Annotated in this window: 6 protein-coding genes; 3 read left to right on the top strand and 3 right to left on the bottom strand. The window is 63.9% G+C overall.

What is annotated here, in order from left to right:
• Positions 1–494 precede the first annotated feature (494 nt).
• Positions 495–11,249, top strand: coding sequence for a peroxidase family protein (locus ACGLHT_RS26130; protein WP_274120261.1), 10,755 nt, complete (start codon positions 495–497; stop codon positions 11,247–11,249).
• Between the two features lie 153 nt (positions 11,250–11,402).
• Here the strand turns inward: ACGLHT_RS26130 and ttdB are convergent, their stop codons facing one another.
• The 3 genes from ttdB to ACGLHT_RS26115 are packed head-to-tail and all read right to left on the bottom strand — an operon-like array spanning position 11,403 to position 14,317.
• Complete coding sequence (ttdB, locus tag ACGLHT_RS26125; protein WP_003259286.1) at positions 11,403–12,011, bottom strand: L(+)-tartrate dehydratase subunit beta; 609 nt, start codon at positions 12,009–12,011, stop codon at positions 11,403–11,405.
• Positions 12,008–12,907 carry a L(+)-tartrate dehydratase subunit alpha gene (gene ttdA, locus ACGLHT_RS26120; protein WP_013972067.1) on the bottom strand — a complete coding sequence of 300 codons (900 nt, stop codon included), beginning with the start codon at positions 12,905–12,907 and terminating at the stop codon, positions 12,008–12,010. The genes ttdB and ttdA overlap by 4 nt, the downstream gene beginning before the upstream one ends.
• 54 nt (positions 12,908–12,961) lie before the next feature.
• Positions 12,962–14,317 carry a dicarboxylate/amino acid:cation symporter gene (locus ACGLHT_RS26115; protein WP_274120262.1) on the bottom strand — a complete coding sequence of 452 codons (1,356 nt, stop codon included), beginning with the start codon at positions 14,315–14,317 and terminating at the stop codon, positions 12,962–12,964.
• A 196-nt stretch (positions 14,318–14,513) separates the two neighbouring features.
• Here ACGLHT_RS26115 and ACGLHT_RS26110 point away from each other — a divergent pair, with 196 nt between their 5' ends.
• Both ACGLHT_RS26110 and ACGLHT_RS26105 read left to right on the top strand, forming a co-directional pair.
• Positions 14,514–15,425, top strand: a complete 912-nt coding sequence (locus ACGLHT_RS26110; RefSeq protein WP_137163583.1) for a LysR substrate-binding domain-containing protein — start codon at positions 14,514–14,516, stop codon at positions 15,423–15,425.
• Positions 15,426–15,486: 61 nt separating this feature from the next.
• Complete coding sequence (locus tag ACGLHT_RS26105) at positions 15,487–15,972, top strand: isochorismatase family protein (protein ID WP_137163584.1); 486 nt, start codon at positions 15,487–15,489, stop codon at positions 15,970–15,972.
• Positions 15,973–16,313 lie beyond the last annotated feature (341 nt).

The following is a 16,313-nucleotide window of genomic DNA, read 5'->3' as shown; positions in this document are numbered from 1 at the left end:
CGGTAGTTGTGGCTTCTGGTCGGCTCGCAGGCGGGTCGCTCTGAGGGCGAATGGTCCAAAACGCTGCGCTGCTCCCACATGCTGGAGCGTAGGTTGCAGTAAAACACTCGGTAATATCTTTTTGCTCTATAAAATCTTTGAACTTTTCATAAGTGCCGTGAAAACAGTAAGTTGTATAGCGCTGTCAGCGTTGCGTGAATTTTTGACGGGATATTGACAAGGTTTTCTTCTACGACTTTAGTCTGATGTATTCGGACCCTGTGCGAGCTGGGGTCGATGTGTGTGCGGTGCCTACCTGTATCGCACCATTTACAAGGTTCCCGCCATTCCTGTGGGAGCCGGCTAACCGGCGATGAGGCCAGTGGCGATAACGCAGCACCGTAGTGCCCAACTGCCCCAGAACCCAGAATCAGAACTGCGCACGTCACATTGACTGGGCGCGGGAAGGACCCTGTTGCCCTGAGTCATCTCCCGACAGATCGAGGGCAATTGAAATGGCAGATTTCAGCAAGTCGGACCTGGAGTTCATCCTTCAGCAGATCTTCATCGCCGAAGCGCATGCCGATGGCGCCAGCCTGATCGACCTGCTGCCCAACAGCCAGGTGCCGTTCGGCCTGCGTACCGTGGACGGCAGCTACAACAACCTGGTGACCGGGCAGAGCGAGTTCGGCGCCGCCGACAATTCGTTCCTGCGCCTGCTCAGCCCATCCTTCACCGGCGACTATGCCGGCACCGGCACGGTCATCGACTCGCAACCACGCACCATCAGCAACCTGATCGTCGACCAGACGGCGAACAACCCGGCAGCGGTCGAAGCCAATGGCGGCGCCGCCCCGGTGATCAGCCCCGGCATCGACGGGGTATTCGGCACCGCTGACGACACGGAGGTGTTCTTCATCCCCAACGTGTCGCCCGACGTCGGCCTGACCGCCGGCTTCAACGCCTGGATGACCTTCTTCGGCCAGTTCTTCGACCACGGCCTGGACCTGGTCACCAAGAGCAGCACCGACGTCGTGTTCATCCCGCTGCAGCCGGACGACCCGCTGTACGTCGAAGGTAGCCCGACCAACTTCATGGTGCTGCCGCGCGCGGTGCGTACTGCAGGCGCCGATGGTGTGGTGGGTACTGCCGACGATGGCCAGACCAACACTACCTCGCCGTTCGTCGACCAGAGCCAGACCTACAGCTCGCACCCCTCGCACCAGGTGTTCCTGCGTGAATACACGCTCAATGCCGCAGGCGACCCGGTAGCCACCGGGCGGTTGATCACCAACCGTGACCTGGGCGCCGATGGCCGCTTCGGCACCGCCGACGATGGCAATGGTGAAAGCGGTGGCATGGCCACCTGGGCAGTGGTCAAGGCCCAGGCCCGCGACCTGCTGGGTATCAACCTGACCGATGCCGATGTGCATAGCGTGCCGCTGCTGGCCACCGACCCCTACGGCAACTTCCTGCGCGGGCCCAACGGCATGCCGCAGGTGGTAATGCGCGTCAACAATGGCGCCGACGGCATCGCCGGTACCGCCGACGACGTCACCACGCTGGTCGAAGGCAACCGCGACGCGCCGATCAGCCTGGCCAATGCCGTGAGCACCGGGCATGGCTTCCTTGACGACATCGCCCACAACGCCGCGCCGGTGATCGTGAACGGTGTGCTGCAGGCCGACGCCGATACTGCCGTGGGCAACGCACAGCCGGTGGGGCCGGGTGGCAACAACCTGACCTACGACAACGAACTGCTCGACGCCCACTACATCGCCGGCGACGGCCGGGTAAACGAGAACATCGGCCTGACTGCCGTGCACCATGTGTTCCACTCCGAGCACAACCGCCTGGTGCAGCAGACCAAGGACACCCTGTTGGCTTCCGGCGATGTGGCGTTCCTCAACCAGTGGCTGATCGATGATGTCGCTGCCATCCCCACCACGCCAGCCGAAATTGCCGCGCTGGTATGGGACGGCGAGCGGCTGTTCCAGGCGGCCAAGTTCGGCACCGAGATGCAGTACCAGCACCTGGTGTTCGAAGAGTTCGCCCGCACCATCCAGCCGCAGATCGACGAGTTCCTGGCCCCCAATGGCTACGACACCTCGATCGACCCGGCCATCCTCGCCGAGTTCGCCCATGTGGTGTACCGCTTCGGTCACTCGATGCTTACAGAGACCGTCGACCGCTTCGACCCGGCGTTCGCCCCGGTGGACGGCGACCCGCAGCTCGGCCTGATCGCTGCCTTCCTCAACCCGCTGGCCTTCGCCGGCAGTGGCGCTACCGCCGACGAAGCGGCCGGCGCGATCATCCGTGGCGTCACCCGTCAGCTGGGCAACGAAATCGACGAGTTCGTCACAGAGGCGCTGCGCAACAACCTGCTTGGCCTGCCGCTGGACCTGCCCGCGCTGAACATTGCCCGTGGCCGTGACACCGGCATCCCCACCCTCAACGAGGCGCGGCGCGATTTCTATGCCATGACCGGCGACAGCCAGCTCAAGCCTTACATCAGCTGGGCCGACTTTGCCGACCATCTCAAGCACCCGGCGTCGCTGATCAACTTCATCGCCGCCTACGGTACCCACGCCACCATTATCGGGGCGGACACCGAAGCGGCCAAGCGCGCCGCCGCCGTGGCGCTGGTGCTTGGCGGTGAGGGCGCGCCAGCGGACCGCCTGGACTTCCTCAACGGCACCGGCGCCTATGCCAACGTGACACTGGCCGGCGCGGACGGCATCCCCGGCACCGCCGATGACATCAGCGGGGTGACCGTGACCGGTGTCGATGACATCGACTTCTGGGTCGGCGGCCTGGCCGAACAGAAAATGCCATTCGGCGGCATGCTCGGCTCCAGTTTCAACTTCGTCTTCGAGACCCAGCTGGAAGCGCTGCAGAACGGCGACCGGTTCTACTACCTTTCGCGCACCGCGGGCATGAACTTTGGCACCGAGCTGGAGAACAACTCCTTCGCCAAGCTGATCATGCTCAACTCCGATGTCACCCACCTGTCCAACACCGTGTTCCTCACGCCGACCTTCACCCTCGAGGTGGACCAGACCAAGCAGTTCACCGGCCTGGGCGCCGATGGCCGGGCCGACCCGACTGGCGGCATCATGATCAACGGCGTCGAAGTGGTGTCGCTGGTGATTCGCGACAACCCCGATACCGTGGGCACCGACACCAACTTCCTGCATTACACCGGCGAAGACCACGTGGTGCTGGGCGGCACCTCCGGCAACGACATCATCATCTCCGGTGAGGGCGACGATACCGTCTACGGCGACGCCGGCAACGACACCCTGGAAGGCGGTGCGGGCAACGATGCGGTGCTGGGCGGTGCCGGTGATGACATCATCACCGACTCCTTCGGCGACAACCGCCTGGAAGGCAACGACGGCAACGACGTGATCGTCGCCGGCAGCATGCTGGTGGGCGGTAACCTGATCCTGGGCGGCAACGGCCAGGACTTCATCATCACCACCGAGGACATCAGCACCACCTTCGGCGGCCAGGGCGACGACTTCATTCTCGGCGCCAAGACCAACCTGCCACCGACCGGCAACGAGGGTGACGACTGGATCGAGAAGGGCACCCAGGACGGTGCGCCCGGCGACAACTTTGCGCCGCTGCTGGGTGACGAAGTGGTCGGCAACGACATCTTCGTCGGTGGTGGCGGCTTCGACGAAATGATAGGCGAGGGCGGCGATGACATCTTTGTCGGCAGCGATGCCCAGGACAAGATGGATGGCATGTCCGGTTTCGACTGGGTTACCAACAAGAATGACCAGGTCGGCGTCACCGTCGACCTGACCCTGGCCGCCCTGGCTCAGCCTCATGGCAACGCACCGAACCAGAACACCGGTATTTTCAACCCGGTCGGCGCCTCGCCGGCCTCCATCCTCGACCGCTTCGCCGAGGTCGAGGGCGTGTCCGGTTCGAACTTCGCCGATGTGCTCAAGGGCGATAATGTCGATGCCGTGACCATCCTCAACCATGGTGGTGCTACCGGTAGTGCGCTGACCAACGTGGCGCTGATCCGTGGCCTGCAGCAGTTCCTGGCCGATGCCGGGTTGCCGACCACCGGCTTTGCCACCGGTAACATCATGCTCGGCGGCAACGGCAGCGACCTGATCGAAGGCCGTGGCGGTGATGACCTGATCGACGGCGACAAGTGGCTCAACGTGCGCATCGCCGTGTACGCGCCGGGAGACGTCAACCACACCGGCCCTGAAATCGCCAGCTTCGACAGCATGGTCGACATGATTCCGTTCATGCTCGACCGTACCTACAACCCTGGCCAGCTCAAGGCCGTGCGGGAAATCCTGCCCGGCACCTCGACGGGTGGGGCGGCGTTCGACACGGCGGTGTTTTCGGGGGTGCAGAGCGAGTACACGGTGACGCAGAACACCAAAGGTACGCTGGACACTTCCGATGACGTCTGGACGGTGACCGACAACGTGGCCGGCCGCGATGGCGTCGATACCCTGCTGCACATCGAGCGCCTGCAGTTCGCAGACAGCCAGCGGGTGCTGGTGGAAGGGCTGAATGCGCAGCCTGTCGGCAGCCCGACCGTTACTGATAACAACGGCGGCGCGATTACCGTGGGTGACCTCCTTACGGTAAACGTGGCCGGCGTGCGGGATGCCGACAACATCAGCGCCGGCAACCCGCTTGGCACGCTCGCTGACCGTTCGGTGTCGTACTACTGGCAGTTCGAGGCCACCCCGGGCAGCGGTGTGTTCGAAGACATCATCCTGCTGCCGGCAGGCGACCTGGCGTTCCAGAGTGCCGACGGCACCACGTTCAAGGTGTCGCCAGACCTGGCCGGGTTGTCCCTGCGGGTCAAGGCGATCTACCAGGACGCCCATGGCACCACCGAAGTGCTGTTCTCCCAGCCCACCACCGTGGTGCAACCGGGCGCGCCTGTGGTACCGACGCCAGCCACGCCGGTGGCGGATGCCACAGCTGGCGGTGCCGGGCTGCACATGGTGCGCTCCGACCTCAACTTCATCCTCGAGCAGATCAAGATCGCCGAGGCCGACGCCAACGGAGCAGACATCCTCTCGCTGCTGCCCAACATCCGTGCGCCGCTGGGCTTGCGTGCGGTGGATGGCTCGAACAACAACCTGATGAACCTCAACGGCATCAACAACACCCAGTTCGGTGCCGCCGACAACGTCTTCCCGCGCGTGACCGACCCGGTGTTCAACCCGGCCGAAGGTGCACCGGCCGGTTTCTTCGGCCCTGGTTCGCCGGCCATTCCGGGCTCGTCGTACGAGCAGACCAGCGGCCCGGTGTTCGACTCGCAGCCGCGCACCATCAGTAACCTGATCGTCGACCAGACCTCCAACAACCCGGCGGCCTATGCCACCGCGTATGACCCGGGTGCGGACGGCGTGCTCAACTTCGGCGTCGAGGGCAACGACGACGTGCTCAAGGACGGCGTGCGCATCGTCGCCAGCCCGGGCCTGGACGGCCAGTTCGGCACCGACGACGATCACGACGTGTACCTGTTCGAGAACACCGCCGCCGATGCCGGCTTGTCCGCGCCGTTCAACGCCTGGATGACCTTCTTCGGCCAGTTCTTCGACCATGGCCTGGACCTGGTCACCAAGGGGGGCTCGGGCACCATCTACATCCCGCTGCAACCGGATGACCCGCTGTACGTGGAGGGCGGTTTCACCAACTTCATGGTGGTGACACGTGCGACCAACCAGCCTGGGCCGGACGGCGTGCTTGGCACGGCCGACGATATCCACGAGCACACCAATACCACCTCGCCGTTCGTGGACCAGAACCAGACCTACAGCTCGCACCCTTCACACCAGGTGTTCCTGCGCGCCTATGTGACGGTCGACGGTGCTCCCGTCGCCACCGGCCGCCTGATCACCAACCGTGACCTGGGGGCAGATGGCAAGTACGGCACCGCGGACGACACCGAAATCGGCGGCATGGCGACCTGGAAGGTGGTCAAGGCCCAGGCCCGTGACGTACTGGGTATCAACCTGACCGATGCCGACGTCGACAACGTACCGCTGCTGGCAACCGACGCCTACGGCAACTTCATCAAGGGGCCCAACGGCTTCCCGATGGTAATCATGAAAGATGCCGACGGCATTGCCGGCACGGCCGACGACCAGCAGGTCGAAGGCAACCCGCTGGCGCCGATCGACCTGACCAACGCCGTGCGCACCGGTCACCAGTTCCTTGCCGACATCGCCCACAATGCCGTGCCGGTGTTCAGCAACGGCGTACTGGCGCCTGATGCCGATACCGATGTGGGCAACGCCGTGCCGGTGAACCCGCAGACCGGCGCCAACCTGGCCTACGACAACGAACTGCTCGATGCGCACTACATCGCTGGCGACGGCAGGGTCAACGAGAACATCGGCCTGACCGCCGTGCATGCGATCTTCCACTCCGAGCACAACCGGCTGGTGGCGCAGACCATGGACACCGTGCTCGATTCGGGTGACCTGGCCTTTATCAACGAGTGGCTGCTCAACCCGATAACCGTGCTGCCGGCCGACCAGGCCGCAATCGACGCACTGGTGTGGAATGGCGAGCGGCTGTTCCAGGCCGCCAAGTTCGGTACCGAGATGCAGTACCAGCACCTGGTGTTCGAGGAGTTCGCCCGTACCGTGCAGCCGCGGGTCGACCTGTTCTTCGCCCCGACCCAGGTGTATGACGTCGACCTCGATGCGTCGATCGTGGCCGAATTCGCCCACACCGTGTACCGCTTCGGCCACTCGATGCTGACCGAGACCGTTGACCGCTTCGACGTCGACTTCACCGTCATCAGCGACCCGGCCAGCGCCAACCCCGACCAGCAACTGGGCCTGATCGCGGCGTTCCTCAACCCGCTGGCGTACGCCGCCAGTGGCGTCACCCCCGAGGATGCCACCAGCGCCATCGTGCGCGGGGTCACCCGCCAGGCCGGTAACGAGATCGACGAGTTCGTCACCGAGGCGCTGCGCAACAACCTGCTCGGCCTGCCGCTGGACCTGCCGGCGATCAACATCGCCCGTGGCCGCGACGTCGGTATCCCTTCGCTGAACGCTGTGCGCCGCGACATCTACGCGCAAACCGGCGATACCCAGCTCAAGCCTTACACCAGCTGGGTCGACCTGGTGCAGCACTTGAAGCATCCGGAGTCGCTGATCAACTTCATCGCTGCCTACGGCACCCACAGCACCATCACCGAGGCCACCACGCTGCTGGAAAAACGCGCGGCGGCCATGGCCCTGGTGTTCGGCGGCGCCGGCGCGCCGGGCGACCGCCTGGACTTCCTCAACAGCACCGGCGCCTACGCCAACGTCAATCTGCCTGGCAGGGATGGTGTGCTGGGTAACGCCGATGACCTGAGGGCAGTGACCGTAACCGGGGTCGATGCCATCGACCTGTGGATCGGCGGCCTGGCCGAAGCGAAAACCCCGTTCGGCGGTATGCTCGGCAGCACCTTCAACTTCGTGTTCGAGAACCAGATGGAGAAACTGCAGGACGGCGACCGCTTCTACTACTTGGAGCGCACCGCCGGCCTGTCGATGAACGCCGAGCTGGAAAGCAACTCGTTCGCCAAGCTGATCATGGCCAACACCTCGGCCACCCACCTGCCGGGCCTGGTGTTCTCCGACGTTGGCTTCTACCTGGAAGTGGACCAGAGCAAGCAGTTCAACGAAGGGCTGGGCAATGCCGACCCACTGGGCGAAAACGGCGAGAAGGTGGTGTTCCGCGACAGCCCGCTGACAGCAGGCCCGGACACCAACTACATCCGCTATGCCGGTGACCAGCATATCGTGCTGGGTGGCACCAACGGTGACGACATCCTGGTTTCCAGCGAGGGTGACGACACGGTCTGGGGCGATGGCGGCAACGACCGCATCGAGGGTGGCGACGGCAACGACCAGCTGCGTGGTGGTGCCGGCGACGACATCATCAGCGACATGGGTGGTGACGACAACATCCAGGGCGGCGACGGCAACGATGTGCTGCACGGCGGTAATGGCGTCAACCTGATCATCGGCGGTTTCGGCAACGACTTCATCGTCACCGGTGAGGACGCCTCCGAAGCCATTGGCGGCCAGGGCAACGACTTTATCCTGGGCAGCAAGGCCAACGAGCAGGACATGGGCAACGAAGGTGACGACTGGATCGAGAAGGGCACCTCGGACGGTGCGCCTGGCGACAACTTCGACCCGCTCGGCAACGACCCGATCATCGGCAACGACGTGTTCATCGGTGGCAACGAGAACGACAAGTTCAACGGTGAAGGCGGCGACGACATCATGGTCGGCAGCCTGGGCTTCGGTGACCGCTACATCGGTGGTTCCGGCTACGACTGGGCGACCTTCAAGGGCCTGGCCCAGGGCGTGACTGCCGACTTCAGCGACCGCTTCTTCGATGTGCCGCCGGTACCGGGTTCGGGCGCGTCTGCACTGGTGCGCTTCGACATCATGGAAGGCCTGTCGGGTTCGGCCCATGGCGACTTCCTGCGTGGTGACAGCGAAACTTCTGCCACCTTGCCAACCAACGGCGCCAACGGCAGCGTGCTGACCAACATCAGCCTGATCAACGGCCTGTCCGGCCTGCTGGCTGCCGGGGCAACGTTCTACGACGGTGGCAACATCATCCTCGGCGGCAGTGGTAGCGACCTGATCGAAGGCCGTGGTGGCGACGACATCCTCGACGGTGACAAGTGGCTGAACGTGCGCATCAGCGTGCGCGCCAACAGCGACGGCACCGGCCCGGAAATCGCCAGCTACGACAGCATGGAGCCGATGGTGCCGCTGATGCTCAATGGCACCTACAACCCGGGCCAGCTGGTGATCGTCCGTGAAATCCTGAGCGGCACCGACAGCTACGACACGGCGGTGTTCTCGGGGGTGGCCACCGACTATAGCGTGGTGGTCGATGGCAACTCGGTGATCGTCACCGACTCGGTGGCCGGGCGTGATGGTGTCGACCGCCTGACCGGCATCGAGCGCCTGCAGTTCTCGGATGGCTCGCAAGCCTCCGGTGTGGGTACCGCGGTCAACGCCGGCCCCACCGGCAGCCTGGTGATCCTTGACGCTGCCACCGGCGTGCGTGACGACACACCGGTCAGCGGCCAGCTGCTGCGGGTCACCCCGCTGGCGGTACATGACGCGGACAACGTCAGTGCGACCAACCTGACCGGTGCGATCACCGGCCCGGTGGCGTACTACTGGCAAGTGGAGACCCTGCCAGGTTCGGGTGTCTATGAAGACATCACCTTCGTTGCTGCCGGCGAGGTTTCGCGAGCCGTCGGTAGCACCTACCGGGTCACGGACGATGTGGCGGGGCTGAACATCCGCGTACGCGCAGTGTACCAGGACACCAAGGGCACGCTGGAAATCGTCGATTCGGCGCCGAACAACGCGCCGACCGCCGGGCCTACCGTGACCGGGCTGCTGGTGCAGAACCAGACGCTCACCGCCAACCCGGCAACCATCGTCGATGCCGACGGCCTGAGCAACCCGCGGTTCACCTTCCAGTGGCAGTCCAACCGGGGGACCGGCTGGGTCGACATTGCTGGCGCCATCAACAGCACCTTCCTCCTCACCCAGAACGAGGTGGGGCAGAACATGCGGGTGGTGGTCAGCTACGTGGATGACTTTGGTGTGCAGGAAAGCATCGCCTCCGACATCCTCGACCCGGTGGCCAACGTCAACGATGCGCCCACCGGTGCCGTGCTGATCAGCGACACCACGCCAGACCAGGGCCAGACGCTGACCGCGCTCACCGGCAGTATCGCCGACCTGGATGGGCTGGGCGCGTTCAGCTTCCAGTGGCAGCAGAACATTGGCGGCACCTTCAGCAACATCGCGGGTGCCACTGCTGCAACCTTCACCCCGGGCTTCGAGCAGGGTAACCGGCAGTTGCGGGTGGTCGTGAGCTACACCGACGCCTTCGGCGCCCAGGAGTCGCTGACCTCGGCCGCAACTGCCGCGGTGGTGCCACCGCCGAGCGTGGTGCTGGTCGGTACTCCCGGGGCCAACACCCTGACCGGTGGTGCGGGCAACGACACGCTCTCGGGGCTGGGCGGCAACGATGTGCTCAACGGCCTGGGTGGTGCCGACCAACTGTTCGGCGGGGATGGTAACGACATCCTCAATGGGGGTAACGACCCCGACAGCCTCGACGGCGGTGCCGGCAACGACACCCTCAACGGCGGGCTAGGTGCAGATGCCATGGTTGGCGGTGCAGGCGACGACACCTTCGTGGTCGACAACCTCGGCGACACCGTGAGCGAGGCGCTGAACGGTGGTGTCGACCTGGTGCAGACCACCCTTGCCAGCTACACCCTGGGTGCCAACGTCGAAAACCTGACCTTTACCGGGGCAGGCAACTTCACCGGCACCGGTAACACGCTGGCCAACACCATCACCGGTGGTGCCGGTAACGACCTGCTCAATGGCGGTGCCGGTATCGACCGCCTGGTCGGTGGCCTTGGCAACGACACCTATGTGGTGGATAACGCCGGCGATGTGGTGGTCGAGGCTACGGCGGGCGGTACAGATACCGTGCGTGCCACGGCGGCCAGCTACACCCTGGGTGCCAACGTCGAGAACCTGACCTATATCGGGGCGGGCAACTTCACCGGTACCGGTAATGGCCTGGCCAACATCATCACCGGCGCGGCAGGCAACGACACGCTGAACGGCGATGCTGGCAACGACCAGTTACTCGGCGGCCTGGGCACCGACACCCTGAACGGTGGCGCTGGCAACGACACCCTCGACGGCGGCGCCGGTAACGACTCGCTGTTTGGGGACACCGGCAACGACAACCTGCAGGGTGGTGCCGGCGATGACAGCCTTGACGGCGGCAACGGCGTCGATGTGTTGCAGGGTGGCGACGGCAACGACACGCTGTTTGGTGACGTTGGCAACGACACCTTGCAGGGTGGTGCCGGCAATGACTTCCTCAACGGTGGGGCGGGTAACGATACCGTCGTGGGCGGTGCCGGCAACGACACCATGATGGCCACTGACGGCAATGATGTCTTCCAGTTCGCTGCCGGCTTCGGCAATGACCTGATCATCAACTTCGACGCTGTTCCGCAGGGTGGCCAGGACCGGCTGGATATCGCTGCCCTCAACATCACCGCGGCCACCTTTGCCGGCAGCGTCACCATCGCTGATGTCGGCAATGACACGCTGGTCAGCATCGGTACCGACTCCATCCGCCTGGTGGGGGTAACGGATGCAACCACGGTGACTGCAGCGGACTTCAACCTGGCAGGTTGAGGGCCAGAGAAAGCGTGACAAGGGCCGCTTTGCGGCCCATTCGCGGGCAAGCCCGCTCCCACAGGGGTATCACTGCCCTCAGGCTTGGTGATACCCCTGTAGGAGCGGCCTTGTGTCGCGATGGGCCGCAAAGCGGCCCCATGTCACACGCACTTACTTGATGAACCGCACCTGGCTGTTGATCTTCTCGATCACCGCCCCCTTGCGTTCGTTGAACCGGGCCTTGTTCTGCTCGAACAGGTTGTTGCCCTTGGTGTCGATGGAGATGATCAACGGGCCGAACTCGCGCACGCGGTTCACCCACAGCGTCTCCGGCATGCCCAGGTCCTGCCATTCCGCACGCTCGATCTCTTCCACCTGGGTCGCCGCCAGCACCGCGCAGCCGCCCGGGAACACTGCATGCACTGCCTTGTTCTCCAGGCAACCGGTCGTGGTCTCCGGGCCCATGCCGCCCTTGCCGACGATCAGCTTGACGCCGGTCTGCTCGATGAACTGCTTCTCGAACTTTTCCATGCGCATGCTGGTGGTCGGGCCGATGGAGACCATCTCGAAACTGCCATCGTCCTTCTTCCTGACGATGGGGCCTGCGTGGAAAATCGCGCCGCCACGCAAGTCGACCGGCAGCTCGCGGCCCAGTTCGATGAGCCGGCGGTGGGCAACGTCACGGCAGGTCACCAGTTGGCCGGTGAGGTAGACCACATCGCCCACGTTGAGGTTGGCCAGGTCTTCGTCGCTGATAGGTGTGCTCAGGATCTTTTTCACAGTACTACCCCTTCGTGCGAGAGGATGTCGTAGGACAGGTCGGCATTGATGCGGATCTTGCCGCGGCGGTGCGCCCAGCAGCCGGTGGACACCGCCACACCGATGGTGGACGGGTGGCGGGCCGAAGACTCGATGTTCACGCCCATCACGCTGCTGTTGCCGGTCAGGCCCTGCGGGCCGATGCCGATTTCGTTGAGGCCTTCCTCCAGCAACTTTTCCATCATCGCCGCGCTTTCGTTGGGGTGGCTGGAGTCCACTTCGCGCAGGATGGCCTTCTTCGACAGCCGTGCCGCCGTCTCCACCGAGGTCGATACCCCTACACCCACCAGCAGTGGCGGGCAGGCGTTGACACCGCGCGAGGTGATGACATCGAAGACGAACTCGGTCACCCCTTCATAGCCTTGCCCCGGCATCAGTACTTTGGCCGAGCCAGGCAGGGTGCAGCCGCCGCCGGCCATGTACACGTCGACGATGGCGTAGTCGGCATCGGGGATGATTTCCCAGTCCAGCCACGGGATCTTCGAGCCGGTGTTGGTGCCGGTGTTCTTCTCGATGAAGGTTTCCACCGCATTGTGGCGCAGCGGCCCCTGAATGGTGGCTTCCCTGGTGGCGTTCTCGAGGATGCCTTCCATCTCGCCCAGCAGCGGGAAGCGCGCGCCCGCCGAGACGAAGTACTGGATGACGCCGGTGTCCTGGCAGCTGGGCCGGTTGAGCTTGTCGGCGTATTCCTGGTTGTCGGCCATCGAGTCGTACACGGCGATGGCCAGCGGGTTGGTTTCGGCGGCGCGCAACTTGGCGGTCTTTTCCTTGACGTCGCGGGGCAGGCGCTTGCCGATATAGGCGGTGAACTTGGCCATCACGTCGGTAAGCGATGACACGGCTGTTTCTTTGTCCATGATTATTTCCTCACTGCATCACAAGGCGGGTTCTTTTTGCTGTTTTTCGAAAGATCAGGGTGCGGGTGTGCCGGCCTCCATGCGTGCAAGGGCAGGGTGCGGCGCAGCGGCCTCGGGTTCGGGTTCGGGGTCGGCCGGCAGCTGGCCGTCCAGGGCCTGGGCCATGCGCTGCTTGTCCAGCGCACCCACCCAGTTGGCGATGGCCAAGGTGCCGACCGCATTGCCGATGGTGTTGGTGATGGCCCGGGCTTCGGACATGAAGCGGTCCACGCCCAGCAGCAGGACCATGCCGGCCACCGGGATGTTGTCCATGGTCGCCAGGGTCGCGGCCAGGGTGATGAAGCCCGAGCCGGTTACGCCTGCAGAGCCTTTGGAGGTGAGCAGCAGCACACCCAGCACGATCAGTTGGTCCATCAGGGTCAACGGTGTGTTGGTGGCCTGGGCGATGAAGATGGCGGCCATGGTGTAGTAGATGCACTGGCCGTCCGGGTTGAAGGTAAGGCCCGAGGGGATCACCAGGCCGACCACAGGCTTGGACACGCCAACCTTTTCCAGCTTGTTCATCAGTTGCGGTACCACCGACTCGGATGAGCTGGTACCCAGTACCGTGAACAGTTCTTCCTTGAGGTACTTGAGGAACTTCCACAGGTTGAAGCCGCACAGCCGGGCAATGGCGCCCAGCACCACCACCACGAACAGGAAGCAGGTCAGGTACATGGTCGCCATCAGCTTGCCCAGCGAAACGATCGAGCCCAGCCCGTACTTGCCCACGGTGAAGGCCATGGCCCCGCAGGCGGCCAGCGGTGCCACGCGCATGATCATGCCGACGATGAAGAACATGCCGTGGGAGAACGCTTCGAGCACATCCACCATCGGCTTGCCGCGCGGGCCCAGGTGGGAGAGGGCGATGCCGAACAGGGTGCTGAACAGCAGGATCGGCAGGATCTCGTTCTTGGCGAAGGCATCGGTCACGCTGCCGGGTATCACATGCAGCAGGAAGTCGATGAAGCCGCCGCTGTTGCCGGCTGCCGCGGCGGTGTAGGTGGAGATGCTCTTGGCATCCAGGGTGGCAGGGTCGACGTTCATGCCCTGGCCGGGCTGCACGATGTTGACCACCACCAGCCCCAGTACCAGGGCAAAGGTGGACAGCACTTCGAAGTAGATCAGCGCGCGCACGCCGACGCGGCCGAGTTCCTTCATGTTTTCCATCTTGGCGATGCCCAGCACCACCGTGGCGAAGATGATCGGGGCGAAGACCATCTTGATCAGTTTGATGAAGGCATCACCAATGGGCTTCAGGTCAGCGCCAACCTGTGGCCAGAACACTCCGATCAGCACCCCGAGGGTTACGCCGATCAATACCTGTACGTAGAGCTTGCCGAACAACTTGCCGAACAATCGCTTGGCCATTGCCGTCTCCGAATTATTGTTGTGAGTCGGATTTATCTGGCGGCCGGGCTGCTCGTGAGGGGTGCAGGTCACACCTGGCCTTGGCGGCCGAAGAGCCCAGCTTTCTTGTGGTTAATCACGCAGGGCAAAAGGTAATGGTTTTTCAAAAATGCTGTAATACAATGAAATTCAACTCATTGTTTCCCTCAAGTTAATTATGAATCCGGTATCGGAGCTGGCGTTCTTCACCCAGCTGATCAGGGTGGGTAGCCTGGCGGGCACTGCTCGCGAACTGAACCTGACCCCGCCAGCGGTCTCCAAGCGCCTGGCCCAGCTGGAACAGCGCCTGGGCGTGCGCCTGCTCAACCGCACCACACGCAGCATCAGCCTTACCGCCGAGGGCGAGACTTACCTGGTGAATGCCAAGCGCATACTGGGCGAGATCGAGGAAATGGAGCGGCAGGTGTCCAGCAGCCGCGCCGAGCCCAAGGGCTTGCTGCGAGTCAATGCGCCGCTGGGCTTTGGCCGTACCCACGTGGGGCCGGCGGTGTCATCGTTTGCCAAGCGCTACCCCGAGGTGGAGGTGCAGCTGCACCTGACCGACCGCCCCATTGCCCTGCCGAACGATGCCATCGATGTGGCCATCCGTTTTGGCGAGCTGCCCGACTCGCGGCTGATCGCCCGCAAGATCGCGGCCAACCGCCGCCGATTGTGCGCGTCGCCCGGTTACCTGGAAGCTCACGGTACCCCCGAATCGCCAAAGGACCTGGCCAGCCACAATTGCATCGTGTTGCGCCAGAACGACGCCGCGTTCGGTATCTGGCGGCTTAGCCGCGGCAAGCAGAGCGAGTCGGTGAAGGTGCATGGCAGCCTCAGCACCAACGATGGCGAGGTCGCCCTGAACTGGGCGCTGGACGGGCAGGGCATCCTGCTGCGGGCCGAGTGGAACCTGGCCGACCACCTGCGCAGCGGGCGCCTGGTGGAGGTGCTGGGCGATTACCAGACGCCGCCTGCGGATATCTATGCGGTGTACCTGGAACGCCTGAACCTGTCGGCCAAGGTGTCGTGCTTCGTCGAGCACCTGAGGGCATTCTTCCGCCAGGGGGACAGCCTGGCAGCGTGGCATTGAGGCCTTTACCACAGGCGATCGCGTTATACTCCGCGCCTTTGCCCATGCCCGGAATCCGCCCATGCGCCAGGTTTTGCTCATTGTCGATGTCCAGTCCACCTTCAGCCCGCCCGAGTGGCTGGTCGATGGCCTGCGCCGGTTGTCGGCGAATATCCCCACCATTGCCTCGGTCGAGTTGCACGACGAACAGGTCACGCCGTTCGAGCGCCAGCTTGGCTGGCACCCGGCGGCCGAGGACGACAGCCTTGTCGAGGCCGACCAGGTGTTCGTCAAGCATGGCTACGGGCAGAGCGCAGAGGCCATCGACTACATCAAGAAATTGGGTGTGGAGCGCGTGCTGGTATGTGGGCTGCAGACCGAAACCTGTGTGCTGGCCGCCGGTTTCGCCCTGTTCGATGCGGGGCTGATGCCCACCTTGGTCACCGACATGACGGTAGGCTCTTCGCTCGACAGGTCGGGCAAGCTGGGCATCGACCTGTGGAAGCATCACTTCCGCCAGGTCACCACCTCGGCCGAGGTGCTCGCCGAAGTGGCTACACCAGGCTAGCGCCGCAGCCCAAAAGGCCTAAATTGTAGGAGCGGCCTTGTGTCGCGAAAGGGCCGCAAAGCGGCCCCGGCAATATGTGCTGCGCAGCTGAAATCGAGGGGCTGCTGCGCAGCCCGATCGCGACACAAGGCCGCTCCTACAGAGAACGCGTCGCAAGGCGAAAGCCTCAGGCCACATCCACCAGCACGATCTCGCTGTCCTCGATGGCGGTCACCCGCAGCGCCTCCTAGGCCAGAGCCGCAGCCCAAAAGGCCTATGCAGTACTTGTAGGAGCGGCCTTGTGTCGCGAAAGGGCCGCAAAGCGGCCCCGGCAATATGTGCTGCGCAGCTGAAATCGAGGG

The sequence above is a fragment of the Pseudomonas sp. PsB genome, assembly GCF_043658375.1.
Taxonomy (GTDB): domain Bacteria; phylum Pseudomonadota; class Gammaproteobacteria; order Pseudomonadales; family Pseudomonadaceae; genus Aquipseudomonas; species Aquipseudomonas putida_Z.
Note: the sequence above shows the minus strand (reverse complement) of the source record. Positions and strands in the feature narration are given on the sequence as shown.

Coding starts and splice junctions, on each gene's coding strand:
- ACGLHT_RS26115 (WP_274120262.1), bottom strand. CDS start 14,317: ATGGCCAAGCGATTGTTCGGCAAGTTGTTCGGCAAGCTCTACGTACAG.
- ACGLHT_RS26110 (WP_137163583.1), top strand. CDS start 14,514: ATGAATCCGGTATCGGAGCTGGCGTTCTTCACCCAGCTGATCAGGGTG.
- ttdA (WP_013972067.1), bottom strand. CDS start 12,907: ATGGACAAAGAAACAGCCGTGTCATCGCTTACCGACGTGATGGCCAAG.
- ACGLHT_RS26105 (WP_137163584.1), top strand. CDS start 15,487: ATGCGCCAGGTTTTGCTCATTGTCGATGTCCAGTCCACCTTCAGCCCG.
- ACGLHT_RS26130 (WP_274120261.1), top strand. CDS start 495: ATGGCAGATTTCAGCAAGTCGGACCTGGAGTTCATCCTTCAGCAGATC.